Consider the following 17,974-nt stretch of genomic DNA (forward strand, 5'->3'; position numbering starts at 1 on the left):
CAGCCTGTGCTGCCCCCGCAACGGTCCCCATGCGCGCTTGTCTGCGCCCATGGCAGCCCGATACCGGCCAGTTCGCTCGTCAGGAAGTCCACGCATCGCCGCCGGGCCGACCGGCCCGCTGCGCGTGGGCATCCTCCCCATCGTGAATGACCTGCGGGGTCGCGGGTCGCATCGAGGTTACGTAGATGAAAGCCCGCTCCATCCGGCGTTACGCCGGCGCCCTGCTCTGCTCCGCTCCGGCCATCGCCGCCGCCCAGCAAACCGCCTCCGCCCCCCCCGAGCTCGAAACCGTGACCGTCACCGCCCAGCGCGTGCCGACGGACGGCCGCACGCTGCCGGTGTCCATTTCGGTCATCACCGCCGAAGACATCGCCGCCAGCAGCGCCCGAACCATGCAGGACCTGCTGTCGACCCAGGCGGGCATCCACCTGATCAACACCAGCAGCTCCAGCGACAACGCCATCGTCGACCTGCGCGGCTTCGGCATCACCGGCGCCAGCAACACGCTGATCATGATCGACGGCGTCAAGCAGAACACCAACGACCTGTCGGCTCCGGGCCTGGGCGTGGTGCCCCTGGACCAGGTCGAACGCGTGGAAATCGTGCGCGGCAGCGGCTCGGTGCAATACGGCGGCGGCACGACCGGCGGCGTGGTCAACATCATCACCAAGTCAGATTTCTCGAAGGAACCGGTGACCGCCCGCGCCACCGCCACCTTCGGCAGCTACGGCCTGCGCCAGTACGACGCCGCCGTGGCGATGAACAACGAGAAGGTCGGCGTCGATGCCTACCTGCAGTCGCTGCACACCGACGGCTATCGCGACCACAGCGGCGAGCGCCGCGAAGGCGGCGGCGGCGGCATCACCCTGCGCCACGACAACGGCTCCATCCGCCTGTATGGCCGCACCACCACGCAAAAACTGGAACTGCCCGGCCCGCGTCTGATCAGCCCGTCGACCGGTGTGAACGAGTTCCAGGACGACCCGCGCGGTTCGAAGAACGACGTCGACTTCGTCAAGACCACGAGCACCACCTTCGGCCTGCAAGTCGAACAGGCGATCGGCGCCGGCACGCTGTACGCCGACCTGTCGACCCGCGAGAAGAAACTCAACGGCCTGTCTTACGACGGTTTCGGCGACACCCTGCGCGACCAGAAGCTGGAAGAGAACATCGCCAGCGTGCGCTATCGCCTGCCGATCAACGGCGGCCACAGCCTCGTCTTCGGCGCTGACGCGCAAGAATCCAAGACCACCGCCGACCAGAACGCCTACTACGACTTCGAGCCGTCCAAGTGGCAGTCGCGCCAGCACCAGTATGGTCTCTTCGCTGAAGGCCAGATCCGCGCCACCGACACCACCTATGTGACGGCCGGCGTGCGCCGCCAGTATGCGTCCGACGACCTGGACGTGCTGAGCGGGTCGGGCACCGCGTCCGACCGCAGCAACCACCTGACCGCCTGGCAGCTGGGCGTGCGCCAGGACCTGCCCGCCGGCTTCGGCGTATACGGCAAGGTCGGCCGCAGCTTCCGCCTGCCCAACGCCGACGAACTGCTGTCGGTGCAGAACCCGCTGGCCCCGCAGACGTCCACCGACAAGGAAATCGGGGTGACGTGGCAAGCGGCATCGAGCAGCGCCCGCCTGTCGTACTTCCGCTATGACCTGACCAACGAGATCCAGTACAACCCGCTGGCCGACGGCATGTGGGGCCCGGGCACCGGCGCCAACACCAACCTGGACCCGACCCGCCGCCAAGGCATCGAACTGGAAGGCCGCACCGCCATTTCCAGCAGCGTGACGCTGGATGCGAACGTGACCTGGATGCAAGCGCAATTCCGCTCCGGCACCTACGCCGGCGTGGACCTGGCCGGCAAGACCGTGCCGCTGGCCCCGAAGTGGCTGGCCAACGCCGGCGTGACCTGGCGCCCCACCGACGCCTTCCTGTGGAATGTGTCGGCGCAATATGTGGGCAAGTCGCGCATGGACAACGACCAGGCCAACCAGTTCGACAAGGAACTGGACGCCTACGTGCTGTTCAACACGAAGCTGGCCTACAAGTTCACGCGCAACATCGAAGGCGCCATCGGCGTGAACAACATCTTCGACCGCCAGTACGCCACCTACGGCATCCGCGGCGGCGATGCGTCGTTCCAGATGCTGGGCCCCGTCGCCAACTACAACCTGTACCCGGCGCCGGGCCGCAATTTCTACGCGTCGCTCACGCTGCGCTACTGATTGCGGACATCCGATATAGTCGGCGTACTCCGCTGACCTTATCGGCCCCTGCATGACCTTCGCACGCGCCTACCCCCGCATCGCTCCCGGGCTGTTCCTGGCCCTGGGCGCGATGCTGCCCCATCCGCCGGCCGCCGCCGGCGACCCCGCTTCCCCCATCCAGGTCCATGACGACAAAGGCCGCACGGTCTTGCTGGCTGCGCCCGCGCGCCGCGCCGTCACCCTGGCCCCCCACGCCACCGAACTCGTTTATGCCGCCGGCGCGGGAGACCGCCTCATCGCGACCATCCGCGGCAGCGACTATCCCGCCGCCGCCCGGCTACTGCCCGTCATCGGCGACGGCACCCAGCCCGACGCCGAACGCGTGGCCGCCGTGCGCCCCGACCTGCTGATCGCCTGGCAGCCCGCCGCGGCCGAGCCGCTGACGCGGGTCATGGACAAGCTGGGCGTGCCCGTCTTCTACAGCGATCCGCTGACGCTTGCCGCCATTCCCGACGCCGTGGAACGCATGGGCGCGCTGTTCGGCACCGAGGCGCAGGCGCGGCCCGCCGCCGAACAGTTGCGCGCCCGCCTGGCCGCCCTGACGGCGCGCTATGCCGGCCGCCGGCCCGTGCGCGTCTTCGTCCAGGCGGGCCTGGACCCCATCTACACCCTGAACGACAGCAGCATCGTCAGCGACGCGCTGCGCATCTGCGGCGGCGTCAACGTCTTCGGGCAGGCGCCCGTCGTCGCTCCGCAGGTCACGCTCGAAAACGTGCTGGCCGCCCGCCCGGAGGCCGTGCTGGCCGGGGTGGGACGCCCCGAGGACACGCCCAAGAACCTGGCCGCCTGGCAGGCGCTGGGGCTGCCCGCCGCCCGCGCGGGGCATGTCTACGGCATCGACGCCGATGCCCTGTACCGCCCGGGTCCGCGCCTGGTCGATGCAGCCGAGGCGATCTGCGCCGACCTGGACCGGTTGCGCTGAGCTGCCCGCCCCCACAACCATGATCTGCAAATAGTGGAACGCGGCATTTCAATGAACACGCCTGCCGCGCCACGCCGTGCTTTATCATTCGTCTAGCAAAATCAGTCAGCCTCCGCGGGCTCCGCTCACGCGCCCCCGCCCTTTGAACACCGCCATGACCACACAAGACACCCTCACCATCGCCGGACGCGCCTATTCGTCGCGCCTGCTCGTCGGCACCGGCAAGTACAAGGACTTCGAACAGACCCGCGCCGCGCTGGACGCCAGCGGCACCGAAATCGTCACGGTCGCCATCCGCCGCACCAACATCGGCCAGAACGCCGGCGAACCGAACCTGCTGGACTACGTCCCGACGTCGAAATTCACGCTGCTGCCCAACACCGCCGGCTGCTACAGCGCCGACGACGCGGTCCGCACGCTGCGCCTGGCGCGCGAGCTGCTGGACGGCCATGACCTGGTCAAGCTGGAAGTGCTGGGCGACCCGCACACGCTGTTCCCCAACATGCCCGAAACCCTCAAGGCCACCAAGACGCTGGTCGATGAAGGCTTCAAGGTCATGGTCTATTGCACCGACGATCCCATCCAGTGCCGCATGCTGGAAGACATGGGCGCCGTGGCCGTCATGCCGCTGGCCTCCCTGATCGGCTCGGGCATGGGCATCCTGAACCCCTGGAACCTGCGCCTGATCATCGACCAGGCCCGCGTGCCGGTCGTGGTGGACGCCGGGGTGGGCACCGCGTCCGACGCGGCCATCGCCATGGAACTGGGCTGCGACGCCGTCCTGATGAACACCGCCATCGCCGGCGCGCGCGACCCGATCCTGATGGCCAGCGCCATGAAGAAGGGCGTGGAAGCCGGCCGCGAGGCCTTCCTGGCCGGCCGTATGCCCAAGAAACTGTACAGCGGTGCGCCCAGCTCGCCCACCGAAGGCCTGATCACCGGCGGCCCGGGTTCGGCGAAATGAGCTCCCGCCAGCAGGACGGCAACGCCCGTCCCATCCCCCACGCGCTGACCATCGCCGGCGTCGATCCGTCCGGCGGCGCCGGCACGCTGGCCGACATCAAGGCCATGAGCGCGTTGGGCGCCTATGGCTGCGCCGTCATCGCCGCCCTGACCGCCCAGAACACCCAGGGCGTCACCGGCATTTCTCCCGTGCCGCCCGCCTTCGTGGGCCTGCAGATCGACACGCTGTTCACCGACGTGCGCATCGACGCCGTCAAGATCGGCATGCTGGGCCAGCGCCCGGTGATCGAGGTTGTGGCCGAGAAGCTGGCCAAGTGGGCGCCCGCCCACGTGGTGCTGGACCCGGTCATGGTGGCCAAGAGCGGCGACCTGCTGCTGGAAAAGGAAGCCGTGGGCGCCATGCGCGAAGCCATGCTGCCCCAGGCCACCCTGCTGACGCCCAACCTGCCCGAGGCCGGCGTGCTGCTGGAAGAGCGGCCGGTCGAGACCGTCAAGGAAATGCGTCGCGTGGCCGAACGCCTGCGCAACAAGCTCGCGCATTCGGGCGAACGCTGGGTGCTGGTCAAGGGCGGCCACCTGCCCGGCAACGAGACCATCGACCTGCTGCACGACGGCGACCGCATGATCGAGCTGCCCGGCCACCGCATCGAAACCGTCAACACCCACGGCACCGGCTGCACGCTGTCGGCGGCGCTGGCCGCGCTGCTGCCGCAAACCGGGGACGTACCCGAGGCCGCGCGCCGCGCCAAGGCCTACCTGACCGAAGCCATCCGCCACGCGGAACGCCTGTCGGTGGGCTCGGGCCACGGCCCGGTGCACCACTTCCACGCCTGGTGGTAAGCGCCCGGTAGCGCTTGCTGTCCCGCAGCCACCCAGCGGCGCTCTCCGGAGCGCCGCTGTCGTTTGGCGGCCCCTGCGGCGGGCCCGGATTCCCGGCTGAAACATCTACCGGCAGGGCACGCCGTCACAGGACGCTACGAATCGGTACAATGGCCGGCTGATTCCTCTGTTTTTTCCTGACCGTCATGAACGCTTCGACCCTGCCCGACGTAGAACAAGCCCGCTTCAATATGGTGGAACAGCAGATCCGCCCTTGGGACGTCCTGGACGCCAATGTGCTGCAAGCGCTGTTCGATGTGCGCCGCGAACAATTCGTTCCGCCGGCCCTGCGCGCCCTGGCGTTTTCCGACCTGGAACTGCCGCTGGAAATCAATGCGGTGAATACCCGCCAGACGATGCTCGCCCCCAAGGTCGAAGCCCGCCTGGCGCAAGAACTGCAGTTGACCAAGTCCGACTGTGTGCTGGAAATCGGCACCGGCTCCGGCTACCAGGCCGCGCTGCTGGGCTATCTGGCCCAACAGGTCACCTCGGTTGAAATCGACAGCCGCCTGGTGACCTTCGCGCAGCAGAACCTGCAGATGAACAACGTCACCAACGTCAAGGTTGAAACCGGCGACGCCCGCAACGGCTGGGGCTCCACCGAATACGACGCCATCCTGGTGACGGGTTCCGTGCCGGTCGTGCCGGACGCGCTGAAGTACCAGTTGCGCGTGGGTGGCCGCCTCGTCGTGGTCGTGGGCCAGGCCCCGGTCATGACGGCCTGTCGCATCACCCGCACCACGGCCGCCAGCTTCGAAACCGTGAACCTGTTCGAAACGGTCATCAAGCCGCTGCGCGGCGCCACGGTGTCCCAGTTCAAGTTCTAACCCTCCACCTTGCCGCCCTGCGCCCGCCCCCCGATGGGGCGCGCGCCTGTCAAGGCGGCCCGGCGTATCGTTGAAAATCATGCGCGTCCGATTGCTTACGGCTTTACTGGTTTTTACCTCTGCCGCAAGCGTCGGCCCGTCGCCCGCGTTTGCGCAGAACCTGATCCAGGTCTGGCAATCGGCCCTGGGCAATGACCCCACCTACGCCGCCGCGCGCGCCAATTACCGCGCCGGCCTGGAAAAAGAGCCGCAAGCCCGTTCGCTGCTGCTGCCCCTGATTTCCGCCGAAGCCGGCGGCGCCTACCAGGAAACGCGCAGCACCCGCGGCCTGGGCGTGTCCTACAGCGGCGGACGCGGCGTCTGGGACCTGGCGCTGACCCAGCCCCTGTTCGACTGGGGCCGCTGGCAGAACTACGAACAATCCAAGCTGATCGTGGCCGACGTCGAAGTCCAGCTTCAGCAGGCCTATCAAGACCTGCTGCTGCGCGTGGCCGACGCCTATTTCAACGTGCTGTATGCGCAAGACACGCTGACTGCCACCGAAGCCGAAAAGGCCGCCGTGGCCGGGCAGTTGGAGTCCGCCAAGCGCAATTTCGAACTGGGCAACGCCACCGTCACCGACACCTACGAAGCGCAGGCGCGCTACGACTTGGTGGTGGCGCAGGAACTGCGTTTGCAGAACGACCTGGACGTGCGCCGCGACGAGCTGGCCAAGATCATCGGCACGCCGCCTGGCGCCCTGGCCGAACTGCCCTACGGCGTGCAGTTGCCGGCGCCGCAGCCCGCCCGCGTGAACGACTGGAGCACCCAGGCCGAAGCGTCGAGCCTGGAAGTGCTGCGCGCGCAGCTCCTGACCCGCATTGCCGGCCGCGAGATCCAGATCGCCAAAAGCGGCCACTACCCCACCCTGAACCTGCGCGCCACCAGTGGCAGCGCCAGCGACGCCGTCATGCGCAACGCCGCGCCCGGCAAGCCGATCGACAATACGATCGGCGTAGTCCTGTCCATTCCGCTGTACGCGGGCGGCGGCGTGTCGTCGCAGGTGACCGAGAAAGTGCAACTGGAGCAAAAAGCCCGCTACGACTTCGAAACCTCGCGCCGCCAGGCCGTCCAGGCTGCGCGTCAGTACTACACCGGCGTCACCAGCGGCCTGGCCCGCATCCAGGCGCTGGAGGCCGGCGAAAAGTCCAGCCGCGCCGCGGTGGAAGCCAACCGCACGGGCTACGAGGTAGGCGTGCGGATCAACCTGGACGTGCTCAACGCCCAGCAACAGCTCTATGCCACCCAGCGCGATCTGGCGCTGGCGCGCTACAGCACGGTGCTCTCGGGCCTGCGCCTGAAAGCCGTCAGCGGCATCCTGGCCGAGACCGACCTGGAAGCCATCAACCGGCTGCTGCGCGACGCCCGCTGATGGGTGTGGCCAGATAGAGCGGCTTGATGGGTTGCGCGCGATTGGCGTTTATTCATTCATGAGCGCCTTCTCGCGCTCCACCCATCCTACGAACGCCTCGACCTGTAGGATGGGTGGAGCGCGAGAAATACGCCGGAAGAACGCGCATGCCCATCGCGCGCAACCCATCCTACGAACGCCTCGGCCTGTAGGATGGGTGGAGCGCGAGAAATACGTCGGAAGAACGCGCATGCCCATCGCGCGCAACCCATCAAGCCGTGCGCAGGAATAAGAAAAGCGGCCTGCGAGGCCGCTTTTCTTATTCCTGCACGCCGGATCAGGCGCCTTGGATCTTCTTCACCAACGCCGTGGTCGAGCGCTCGAATTCGAAGGGGATCGCCACCGCGCGGCCGCCCCATGTCTTGACGAGCGCGGTTTCGGGCAGCTTTTCCATGTCGTAGTCGCCGCCCTTGACGATCAGGTCGGGCTTGAGCTCGCCGATCAAGGCCTCGGGCGTGTCTTCATGGAAGGACGTGACGACGGTCACGAAACCCAGCGCGGCCAGCAGCGCGGCGCGGTCTTCCATCCGGTTCAGCGGGCGCTCGGACCCTTTGCCCAGGCGGCGCACCGATTCGTCGGTGTTCACCGCCACGACCAGCGTCGCGCCCAGTTGGGCGGCCTGGTCCAGGTAGGTCGCATGCCCGCGGTGCAGGATGTCGAAGACGCCATTGGTGAACACCAGCGGCCGCGGCAGGCGGCCAGCGGCAACGGCGGCGACGCATTCGTCGCGGGACAGGACTTTGGATTCGAAACGGGCGGCGGACATGCGGCGATTATATCCGCCCGCCTGCCGCCCCTCTGCAGGCCCAAAACAACCCGAAAACAACCCGAAATGGGCTGCGGGGCCGCGCCAGGGCCGCCCCGCAACACCTGCCGATCAGGTACCGGCCAGGATGATCTTCTTTTCCTTGGGGACCACCAGCGCGGTCATTTCCTTGCGGTAGCGGTTCAGGTCCTTCACCGTTTCGAAGCTGCGGTCCATCAGCTTGGACAGGATGTGCAGGATGCGCGAGGCGACCTTCTGTTCCCAGATGCCGTCAAAGCGGATCTGCGTGTCCAGCCAGTGCTCCAGCCAGCCCGGTTCGGGCAAGCGCGACTGCACCGTGTCGTTGGGGAACAGGTCCTTGTTCACGTGCAGGTTGGTCGGGTGCAACGCCTGCTGGGTGCGGCCGGCCGACGCCATCAGCACGCCGATCTTCGAGAACGCCAGGCGGGCCTGTTCGCTCGTGTCCTGGCCGCGGTCATGCAGCGCGCGGCGCATGTACTGCAGATAGGCGCCGGCGTGGCGGGCTTCGTCTTGCGCGACGGTCTTGTAGATGGCCTTGATGACCGGTTCCGTATGCCATTCGGCGGCGCGGCGGTACCAGTGGTTCAGGCGGATCTCGCCGCAGAAGTGCAGCATCAGGGTTTCAAGCTCGGGCGCGGCATCGAATTCGAAGCGCACGTTGTGCAGCTCTTCTTCGGTGGGCACCAGATCCGGGCAGAAACGGCGCAGGTATTCGATCAGCACCAGCGAATGCTTCTGTTCTTCGAAGAACCACACCGACATGAAGGCGCAGAAATCGCTGTCGCCGCGGTTGTCGCGCAGGAACATTTCCGTCGCCGGCAACGCCGCCCATTCGGTGATGGCGTTCATCTTGATCGTTTGGGCTTGCTCGTCGGAAAGCTTGCTGCGATCGAAATCCCCCCAGGGGATGTCGTGGGCCATGTTCCAGCGCACGGCTTCCATGGTCTTGAAGAGTTCAGGATAAAGCATGGTCTGCCCTTGTATTCGTCCCGCTTGTGGGGCGATAAAAATTAATGAATGGCGCGCGCGTCTTTTCGGCGTGACGCTGCATTCATCCACCGCAGCGCTATTTTTCGCCGTCTCCCGCGAAGCTATGATGACCGTTTCATGAATGAAACATGACAGGGTTCGTCTAGATCATCGCGCCGCCTACCGGGTCAAGGCCCATATTGCGACCCCGATCGCAAGAGCCAGCACCCCAACCAGCGCTGCAACCAGCCGGTTGTTTTGTTCCTGGGCGCGCCGCAGGTGAACCATCTCGGCCAGCAGGGCGGGCGAGACGTTCGGGCGGCTCAGGTGGTCATGGACCAGCCTGGGCAAAGCGGGCAGCATCTGAGACCACTGCACGGCTTCTTTTTCCAGGCTTTGACGCAGCCCCTTGAATCCGACGCGCTGACGCATCCAGCGTTCCAGATAGGGCTTGGCGGTCTTCCAGAGATCCAGGTTGGGATCGAGCTGGCGGCCCAATCCCTCGACGTTGAGCAACGTCTTTTGCAGCAGCACCAGCTGCGGCTGGATCTCCACATTGAAACGGCGCGACGTCTGGAACAGGCGGAGCAGCACTTGCCCCAGCGATATCTCGGACAACGGCCGGTCAAAGTACGGTTCACACACGGCGCGCACGGCACCCTCCAGCTCTTCTTCGCGCGTATCGGCAGGCACCCAGCCCGACTCGATGTGCAGTTGCGCCACGCGCCGGTAATCGCGGTGGAAGAAGGCCAGGAAATTCTGCGCCAGGTAATTCTTGTCGAACTCGGACAGCGAACCGACGATGCCGAAGTCCAGCGCGATATAGCTGCCCAGCGTGTCGGGGCGGTCCGACACGTAGATGTTGCCCGGATGCATGTCGGCGTGGAAGAAGCCGTCGGTGAACACCTGCGTGAAGAAGATCTCCACCCCTGTGCGGGCCAGCGTCGGGATGTCGATGCCCGCTTCGCGCATGCGCTCGACCTGGCCCACCGGCATGCCGTACATGCGCTGCATGGTGAACACCGTGGACGCCGTGTATTCCCAGATGACCTCGGGCACGATCAGCATGTCGCCGCGGCCCGACTCGGGGCCGAAATTGCGGCGCAGCTGGCTGCAATTGGAGGCTTCGCGCACCAGGTCCAGCTCGTCGTGCAGGTACTTGTCGAATTCGGCCACGACTTCGCGCGGCTTCAGGCGGCGCCCATCGGCGCCCAGGCGCTCGATGATGCGCGCCACGATCTTCAAGAGCGACAGGTCTTTTTCGATGATGCTCAGCATGCCCGGGCGCAGCACCTTCACGGCGACTTCGCGGCCGTCGTGCAATACGGCGAAGTGCACCTGGGCGATCGAGGCCGAGGCCACCGGGTCCACCTCGAACTGCGCGAACAGCTTTTCAGGCGGCGCGCCAAGCGCCGCTTCGATGCAGGCGGCAGCCTGCGCGGACGGGAACGGCGGCACCCGGTCTTGCAGCAAGGCCAGCTCGTTGGCGATGTCGGCGGGGATCAGGTCGCGGCGGGTGGACAGCACCTGCCCGAACTTCACGAAAATGGGGCCCAGTGATTCGAGCGCCAAGCGCAGGCGCTGCCCGCGCGGCTGACGCGGCCGGGTGCCCAGACGGATGACGCGCAGCAGGCAAGTCGCCAGCGGATGGTTCAGGCTGGAGAGCACCAGCTCGTCCAGACCGTAGCGCAGCGAAACCAGGATGATGCGGAACAGGCGCAGCAGGGGAAACATGGATCAGGCGCCCCGCTTTGCGCTGGCAGCCGCCAGACGGGTTTGCAGGGCGGTGGCCGAACGCGCCAGCGCATCGGCGCGGGCATTCAGTTCGGCCAGGTCCAGGCGCCATTGCTCCAGCGCCGGACGGCCCGCCAGCACGCCGCTTTCTTCCGCCAGGTATTCAGACACGTTCTCGGCGAGGCGACGGCCGGCCGTACGCGCGCCGTCAGCCGCGGCCCGGGCGCCGCCCACGATGCGCAGCGCGGCGATATCGCCCACCACGCGGGCCAGGGCGTCTTCCGGGTCCCAGCGCAGTTGCTTGGACAGGTCCGCCACGACTTGCGCCAACGCCGCGTCGCCCGAAATGTGCGTCGCTTCGGCGAAATCGGGCGCCTCGCGGTCCGCGCCCAGCCGCGGCAGGGGCAACTTTTCCGGGGCGACGGTCAGCGTCACGTCGGGCACCACGGCCGGGTCGGCCTGGGATGCCAAGCCCTCGCTGTCGATCGTCAGGCCCAGCGTGAAGCCCCCCAGCGCGAAACGCACGGTTTTGCCAGCGTGGCGCGCCAGGCGCTCGCGCGCCCAGTCCTCGCGCCTCAACAGGGCGTTGAGCGCGCTGACAGCCAGTCGCGAGGGAGTCGGCAGGAACGAAAAAGGCAGCATGACGGTCTGCAACGGCCCCGGTGCCGGGGGTTGCCGAAGTTAATGGCTAAATCGGGAGTGTAACGGGTTAGATGGGTGCGTGTTTTGCGGAAAGGACATGGAAAAACCGGCCCTTGAAGGGCCGGTTCAAGCAGACGCCTTGCGGCATCCGCAACGGAGGCGGGAATCGGACCCGGCCGGCCAGCCTTAGCTGGCGAGATCCACCGGGATCTGCTGGATGCCGGCCAGCAGCCAGCCGCCATTGGCAGGCTTGAACAGGTTCCAGACTTCTTCGAAACGGAAGGCCTCGGTGCCCGGGGCTTCGCGCAGCATGCCGGAGAAGCGCACGCTGGCCAGGTGGCCGTCGGACACGGTCTCGATACCCAGCATTTCGGCGTTCAGCAGGACCACTTCGGTCTTGTTGGGCGCGGCGCCGCGCTCGGCCAGTTGCGGCTTGAGCTCGGTGATCAGGTCGTCGGTCAGGAAGTCGCGCAGGCCATCGGTGCTACCGCTGTCCCACACGGCCTGGATACGGACGAACTGTTCCTTGGCCTGCTTCAGGAAGTTGGGCGTGTCGAAATCACCCGGCACGAACCAGTTGTTGTCTTCACCGGCCTTGGGCAGCACGGCCGGAGGAGCCACGGGCGCGGCGGCCACGGGTGCGGCAGCAGCGGCCGGCGCGGCGGCAGCCGGCTTCAGCGCTTCACGCCACATGGGCTGCTGTTGCTGGCCCGGCGCGTTGTTGGCGCCGTTGAAGGCACCTTGCGTCGCGGTGCGCGGCGCGGCGCCACGCAGGCGGCGGATGATGAACATGACGGCGAACACGACCGCGGCGATCAGCAGCGCGGAGCCGAGGAATTCGGCGAACGCGCCAGACAGGCCCATGCTGGACAGCAGGGCGGCGATGCCCAGGCCAGCGGCGATGCCGGCGATGGGGCCGAGCCAGCGCGACGCGCCGCTCTTGGCGGCGGCACCCGCGGCGCCGGCCGTCGCTGCGCCGGCGGCTGCCGGAGCGGCGGTGGCGCCTGCCGTGTTGTTCGCTGCCGCCGGAGGCGTCGTGGCCTGGCGTTGCTGGGTCACATTGGAGGATTGACGGCCGACGCTGCTGCCGCCGCCTGCACGACGGGCTTCGGCGTCAAAAGACGCCGTCACCAACGCCGCGCCAGAGATGGCGATGAGCGCCGCGGCGACAAACCGCGAAAAACAGAATTTGGTCATAGAGTTTGCTCCCTCGTACTCGCGCCCCCGCTGCCCCGAGCAGCGGGGAGTCCCACGGACAGCGGGACCATAGTCGCGACTTTTCTTACAGTAATCTGAATGACGTAAGAATAACGGACAAGACGCCAGCCCACAAGTTCCCCGTGGGGTGACGAAACATCCTATGGACGGGCCAAGTTCAGCCCAGGCGCACGCCCTCGTGCAGCGCGGCGATGCCGGCGGTCAGGTTGAAGTACTGCACCCGGTCCAGGCCGGCGGTGCGCAGCATGTCCGCCAGGGTTTCCTGGTCGGGATGCATGCGGATGGATTCCGCCAGGTAACGGTAGCTGGCTTCGTCGTTGGCGATCTTCTTGCCCAGCCACGGCAGCACGTTGAACGAATACCAGTCGTAGGCAGGCGACAGCGGCTTGGCCACCCGCGAGAACTCCAGCACCAGCAGCTTGCCGCCCGGCTTGAGCACGCGGGCCATTTCTGCCAGGGCACGGTCCTTGTGGGTCATGTTGCGCAGGCCGAAGGCCACGCTGACCCGATCGAAGTACCCCGTAGGAAACGGCAGGCGCTCGGCGTCGCAGACCGCGGTGGGAAGCAGCAGGCCCGCGTCGGTCAGGCGGTCGCGGCCCACGCGCAGCATGGAATCGTTGATGTCGGTCAGCCAGACTTCACCCGTGGGGCCGGCGCGCTTGGCAAAGGCCTTGGCCAGGTCCCCCGTGCCGCCGGCAATGTCCAGCACCTTCATGCCGGGGCGGATGGCCGCGCGGCCGATGGTGAAGGCTTTCCAGACGCGGTGCAGGCCGGCGGACATGAAATCGTTCATGACGTCGTAGCGCTGGGCGACGGAATGGAAGACTTCAGCGACTTTGCGGGCTTTTTCGCCTTCCGGCACCGTCTGGAAGCCGAAATGCGTGGATTGCGAATTGGAATCCGCGGAATGTTGCGATTCGGAGGGGTTTTGCATGGTGAATTCCCGATATATCGTTCAATGGTAGCCTATCGGGCACCCGGCGGCGGCCAGAGAACCTGCCCCGGCAGCACCCTGCGGTCACATACCTGAAATATTGCGGCCATACTATCGCAATGTTCGCGCCGCGCCGGCGCTCCGAAGTGTGCCAAATTCGCCATGTCCAGCACTATCCTCGTTGTCGAAGACGAACCCGCAATCCAGGAACTGATCGCCGTCAACCTGTCTTTCGCGGGGCACAAAGTGTTGCGCGCCTTCGACGCCGACCAGGCCCAGACCTTGATCCGCGCCGAACTCCCCGATCTGATCCTGCTGGATTGGATGCTGCCCGGCACGTCCGGCCTGGCCATGGCGCGCAAGCTGCGCAACGACGAGCGCACCCGCGCCGTCCCGGTCATCATGCTGACCGCCAAGGGTTCCGAGCAGGACAAGGTGGACGGCCTGGAGGCCGGCGCCGACGACTACATCACCAAGCCTTTCTCGCCCAAAGAGCTGATGGCCCGCATCAAGGCCGTGCTGCGCCGCCGCGCGCCCCAGCTGACCGACGACGTGATCGACGTGGGCGGCCTGAAGCTGGATCCGGTGACGCATCGCCTGTCCGGCAACAGCCAGTCGCTGCAGATCGGCCCCACCGAATTCCGCCTGCTGCACTTCTTCATGACCCACCCCGAGCGCGTGTTCTCGCGCTCGCAACTGCTGGACCAGGTCTGGGGCGACCACGTGTTCGTTGAAGAACGCACCGTGGACGTCCATATCCGCCGCTTGCGCAAGGCCCTGGAACCCAGCGGCCACGACGCGCACGTGGAAACCGTGCGCGGCAGCGGCTACCGGTTTACGGCACAGCTCCCGACGCGGTAAAACTCCCGCACGATGATCTGGCTGCGCACACTTTTCCTGGTCGCCCTGTGGGCGGTGATTTCATTACTGGCGCAATGGCTCATAGGAGACCCGTTGGGCTGGATAGTGTTTTCGGCCGCGCTGACCGCCATGCTGCTTTGGCGTAGCTGGAGGCTGACGCTGGTCTCCCAATGGGCCAACCACCCGGACACCTCTCCCCCCGCCTCCGTCGGGCCCTGGGACGACATCCTCGCCCCCCTCTACCGCTACACCCGCGCCCGTACCCGCGAACTGGCCGAAACCCGCGACACCATGCAAGGCATGCTGGCCGCTGCCCAGGCCTTGCCGGACGGCGCGGTCACCCTGAATGCGGACTTCCAGATCGACTGGTGCAACCGCATGGCGCGCCAGCACCTGGGTCTGCGCCTGCCGGCCGACCGCGGCCATAACCTGTTGAACCTGCTTCGCGCGCCGGAGTTCGTGGAATACGCGCACCGGCCTGCCTGGCCCGAGCCGATCCTGGTGCGCCTGGGCCAGAACGGCCAGGAACGCCTGATGATGATGCAGTTGACGGCCTACGCCAGCAATCAGCGCCTGCTCATCACCCGCGACGTCACGCAGATCGAACGGCTGGAAACCACGCGCCGCGACTTCGTGGCCAACGTCTCGCACGAACTGCGCACGCCGCTGACCGTGCTGGCGGGGTTCCTGGAAACGCTGCGCGACATGCCGGCCGACGCGCTGCCGGAAGAGCAGCGGGCGCAGTACATCGACATGATGCACGAGCAGGCCCAGCGCATGCAGGCCATCGTGGAAGACCTGCTGACCTTGTCCACGCTGGAATCGTCGCCGGGCAGCGATCCGCGCGCCATCAATATGGGCGCGCTGCTGCAGAAGGCGCGCCAGCAGATCGAAGCGCTGTCGGGCGGACGCCATGTTCTGGAGTGGCACATCGACGACACGCTCGACGTGCTGGGCGCCGAAACCGAGCTGACCTCCGCGCTGTCGAACCTGCTGACCAACGCCGTGCGCTACACGCCCGACGGCGGCACGATCACCGTGCGCTGGGAACGCGAAGCCGACGGCGGCGCGCGCTACAGCGTGCAGGACACGGGCATCGGCATTCCCGCACGCCACCTGCCACGCCTGACCGAACGCTTCTACCGCGTGGACCGCGGCCGCTCACGCGCCGTGGGCGGCACGGGCCTGGGCCTGGCGATCACCAAGCACATCGCCATGCGCCACGACGCCGAACTGCTCATCACCAGCGAACCGGGCAAGGGCAGCGTCTTCGCGCTGCGCTTCCCCGCCGAGCGCATCGCCATCGACGAGCCCGCGTAAACGTTGCCACGTTGGAACCCTCCGCGCCGTCCGGCGCGGATGGTAAATTCCGGGCCATGCGCATCCTGGTCATCGAAGACGAACCCAAATTGGCCGACTACCTGAAGAAGGGGCTGTCGGAACAAAGCCATGTCGTGGACCTTGCCCGCGACGGCGTGGACGGCCTGCATCTGGCGCTGGAAGGCGAGTACGACCTGATCGTGCTGGACGTGATGCTGCCGGGCGTCGATGGCTTCGGCATCCTGGCGTCCGTCCGCGCGCAGAAAGACACCCCTATCCTGATGCTGACTGCGCGCGACGCGGTGGAAGACCGCGTGCGCGGCCTGGAAGGCGGCGCCGACGACTACCTGGTCAAGCCCTTCGCGTTTTCGGAATTGCTGGCGCGCGTGCAGGCGCTGCTGCGCCGCGGTCGCACGCAAGAGCCCACCTTGCTGCGCCTGGCCGACCTGGAGCTGGATCTGGCGCGCCGGCGCGCCCAGCGCGGCGGCCGCCGGCTGGACCTGACCGCCAAGGAATTCAGCCTGCTGGCGCTGCTGCTGCGCCGCCAGGGCCAGGTGCTGTCGCGCACCACGCTGGCTGAACAGGTCTGGGATATGAACTTCGACAGCGACACCAACGTCATCGATGTCGCGGTACGCCGCCTGCGCAGCAAACTGGATGACCCGTTCGACGCCAAGCTGCTGCACACCGTGCGCGGCATGGGTTACGTGCTGGAGTCACGCCCGGAATGAAGCCGCCGCGCGTGCGTTCCATGCAGGCGCGGCTGACCCTGTTGCTGGGCGCCATCGCGCTGCTGGTCTCCAGCCTGGCCGGCGCCACCTTGTTCTGGGCGCTCAAGCGCGAAGTCGAGCGCCAGGAAATCACCGAGGTCAACGGCAAGCTGGAACTGATCGACCACCTGATCGACATGCAGAACAGCGCCAGCGGCCTGCAAGACCTGGCCGCCACATTCGACGAGATGCGCGCCGGCCAGGGCCAGCTGGGCATCTGGATCGTGGACGCCCAGGGCAAGGCCGTCTATGGCGGCCCTGCCCCCGAAACGCTGGACACCGTGGACGGCAAGCAGGTCGTGCTGCAGGCGGCAGACGGCGGACGGATGCGAGGCCTGCGGGTCGCCATGAACGACCGCATCCTGCCGGGCGCGCAACTGACCGTGGCGGTCAGCACGCGTACCAGTTCGCAGTTCCTGTATGCCTACGGCACGGCCCTGGTGCTGATCTGCGCGCTATGGGTGGGCGCGACGGTAGTGCTGGCCGCCTGGGCCGTGCGCCGCAGCATGGCGCCCACGCGCCGGCTGTCGGAGCAGGCCGCGCGCATCCAGCCCGACAACCTGGCGCGGCGCCTGCCGCTGGAAGACACCGACCGCGAACTGTACGAACTGGTGCGCTCGTTCAACCGCACGCTGGAGCGCCTGCAGGCGGCCTACCAGCAGATGGAAGGTTTCAACGCCGACGTCGCGCACGAGCTGCGCACGCCGCTGGCCACGCTCATCAACGGCGCCCAGGTCATGCTGTCGTCGCCGCGAGACGCGGCCGAATTGCGCGACGCCCTGGAATCCAATCTGGAAGAGCTTGAAGACCTGAAAAAGCTGGTCAACGACATGCTGTTCCTGGCGCGCGCGGACCGCGGCGAACTGGCCGCCGACCTGGCCCCGGTGTCGCTCGCCGCCGAGGCCCGGCGCGTGGCCGAATACTACGAAGCCACGCTGGAGGAACATGGCGTGCGCCTGCGCTGCGAAGGCGACGCCACGGTGACCGCCAATTCCGGCCTGGTGCGCCGCGCCCTGGCCAACCTGATCTCCAACGCCATCAAGGCCACGCCCGCGGGGCACGACATCGTGTTGCGCTGCTCGGCGTCGCCGTCGGGCGCGCGGGTGGAAGTGCAGAACCCCGGTGCGCCCATTCCGCCCGCCGACCTGCCCCGCATTTTCGACCGCTTCTTCCGGTCGGGCCAGACACGCGCGCCGCGCAGCGAAGGCCACGGCCTGGGCCTGGCCATCGTGCGCGCCATCGCCCGCATGCACGGCGGCGACGTGGACGCGGTGTCCGATGCCCGCGGCACGATCGTGGGCATCACATTGCGCGGGCCCGTGCCGCCGGCAGCCTCCGGGAACATTACAAAACCGTAATCCGGACGACAGAATCGGGTCACCCCGGCTTTCCTACAGTGTCATCACGATCCCCCCTTTCCAAGGA

General features: G+C 67.1%; 16 protein-coding genes. 10 read left to right on the forward strand and 6 right to left on the reverse strand.

The genetic code is table 11. The annotated features are described in order from the left end of the window. The first annotated feature begins 185 nt into the window (after positions 1-185). From CEY09_RS27140 to CEY09_RS27165, 6 genes are all read left to right on the forward strand, one after another. Positions 186-2,231 (forward strand): TonB-dependent receptor, encoded by a 2,046-nt coding sequence (locus CEY09_RS27140; RefSeq protein ID WP_088590984.1) that lies wholly within the window; start codon positions 186-188, stop codon positions 2,229-2,231. 52 nt (positions 2,232-2,283) lie between these two features. Beyond that, positions 2,284-3,195 (forward strand): cobalamin-binding protein, encoded by a 912-nt coding sequence (locus CEY09_RS27145; protein WP_088590985.1) that lies wholly within the window; start codon positions 2,284-2,286, stop codon positions 3,193-3,195. 154 nt (positions 3,196-3,349) lie between these two features. Next, the gene (locus CEY09_RS27150) at positions 3,350-4,159 is read left to right on the forward strand and encodes a thiazole synthase (protein ID WP_088590986.1); all 810 of its coding nucleotides are present in this window, start codon (positions 3,350-3,352) and stop codon (positions 4,157-4,159) included. Beyond that, complete coding sequence (gene thiD / locus CEY09_RS27155) at positions 4,156-4,998, forward strand: bifunctional hydroxymethylpyrimidine kinase/phosphomethylpyrimidine kinase (protein ID WP_006227982.1); 843 nt, start codon at positions 4,156-4,158, stop codon at positions 4,996-4,998. The genes CEY09_RS27150 and thiD overlap by 4 nt, the downstream gene beginning before the upstream one ends. 185 nt (positions 4,999-5,183) lie before the next feature. Next, a complete protein-coding gene (locus tag CEY09_RS27160) occupies positions 5,184-5,864 on the forward strand; it encodes a protein-L-isoaspartate O-methyltransferase family protein (RefSeq protein WP_006227981.1) in 681 nt (226 codons plus the stop codon). Between the two features lie 79 nt (positions 5,865-5,943). Continuing rightward, positions 5,944-7,275: a TolC family outer membrane protein gene (locus CEY09_RS27165; protein ID WP_006227980.1), complete on the forward strand. Its 1,332-nt coding sequence runs from the start codon at positions 5,944-5,946 to the stop codon at positions 7,273-7,275. A gap of 316 nt (positions 7,276-7,591) precedes the next feature. Here CEY09_RS27165 and CEY09_RS27170 read toward each other — a convergent pair whose 3' ends face one another. The 6 genes from CEY09_RS27170 to ubiE form a co-directional block, all read right to left on the reverse strand. Then, positions 7,592-8,080: an adenylyltransferase/cytidyltransferase family protein gene (locus CEY09_RS27170; RefSeq protein WP_006227979.1), complete on the reverse strand. Its 489-nt coding sequence runs from the start codon at positions 8,078-8,080 to the stop codon at positions 7,592-7,594. A 111-nt stretch (positions 8,081-8,191) separates the two neighbouring features. Then, positions 8,192-9,070, reverse strand: a complete 879-nt coding sequence (locus tag CEY09_RS27175; RefSeq protein WP_088590987.1) for a ferritin-like domain-containing protein — start codon at positions 9,068-9,070, stop codon at positions 8,192-8,194. Positions 9,071-9,250: 180 nt separating this feature from the next. Then, positions 9,251-10,804 (reverse strand): ubiquinone biosynthesis regulatory protein kinase UbiB, encoded by a 1,554-nt coding sequence (ubiB, locus tag CEY09_RS27180; protein WP_006227977.1) that lies wholly within the window; start codon positions 10,802-10,804, stop codon positions 9,251-9,253. A 3-nt stretch (positions 10,805-10,807) separates the two neighbouring features. Next, complete coding sequence (locus CEY09_RS27185; protein ID WP_006227976.1) at positions 10,808-11,446, reverse strand: ubiquinone biosynthesis accessory factor UbiJ; 639 nt, start codon at positions 11,444-11,446, stop codon at positions 10,808-10,810. 186 nt (positions 11,447-11,632) lie between these two features. After that, positions 11,633-12,643, reverse strand: a complete 1,011-nt coding sequence (locus CEY09_RS27190; RefSeq protein WP_088590988.1) for a Tim44 domain-containing protein — start codon at positions 12,641-12,643, stop codon at positions 11,633-11,635. A 178-nt stretch (positions 12,644-12,821) separates the two neighbouring features. Further along, positions 12,822-13,598: a bifunctional demethylmenaquinone methyltransferase/2-methoxy-6-polyprenyl-1,4-benzoquinol methylase UbiE gene (gene ubiE, locus CEY09_RS27195; protein WP_006227195.1), complete on the reverse strand. Its 777-nt coding sequence runs from the start codon at positions 13,596-13,598 to the stop codon at positions 12,822-12,824. Between the two features lie 162 nt (positions 13,599-13,760). On the opposite strand from ubiE, the gene phoB reads away from it, so the two are divergent. Genes phoB through CEY09_RS27215 form a run of 4 tightly spaced genes read left to right on the forward strand, consistent with a single transcriptional unit; the run spans position 13,761 to position 17,907 of the window. Further along, positions 13,761-14,459 (forward strand): phosphate regulon transcriptional regulator PhoB, encoded by a 699-nt coding sequence (phoB, locus tag CEY09_RS27200; RefSeq protein WP_006227196.1) that lies wholly within the window; start codon positions 13,761-13,763, stop codon positions 14,457-14,459. 12 nt (positions 14,460-14,471) lie between these two features. Further along, positions 14,472-15,779 (forward strand): phosphate regulon sensor histidine kinase PhoR, encoded by a 1,308-nt coding sequence (gene phoR, locus CEY09_RS27205; protein ID WP_088590989.1) that lies wholly within the window; start codon positions 14,472-14,474, stop codon positions 15,777-15,779. Positions 15,780-15,835: 56 nt separating this feature from the next. After that, positions 15,836-16,510, forward strand: a complete 675-nt coding sequence (locus CEY09_RS27210) for a heavy metal response regulator transcription factor (protein WP_006227198.1) — start codon at positions 15,836-15,838, stop codon at positions 16,508-16,510. Next, positions 16,507-17,907, forward strand: coding sequence for a heavy metal sensor histidine kinase (locus CEY09_RS27215; RefSeq protein ID WP_088590990.1), 1,401 nt, complete (start codon positions 16,507-16,509; stop codon positions 17,905-17,907). The genes CEY09_RS27210 and CEY09_RS27215 overlap by 4 nt, the downstream gene beginning before the upstream one ends. Positions 17,908-17,974 lie beyond the last annotated feature (67 nt).

This window comes from Achromobacter marplatensis (assembly GCF_002209535.1).
Taxonomy (GTDB): domain Bacteria; phylum Pseudomonadota; class Gammaproteobacteria; order Burkholderiales; family Burkholderiaceae_B; genus Achromobacter; species Achromobacter marplatensis.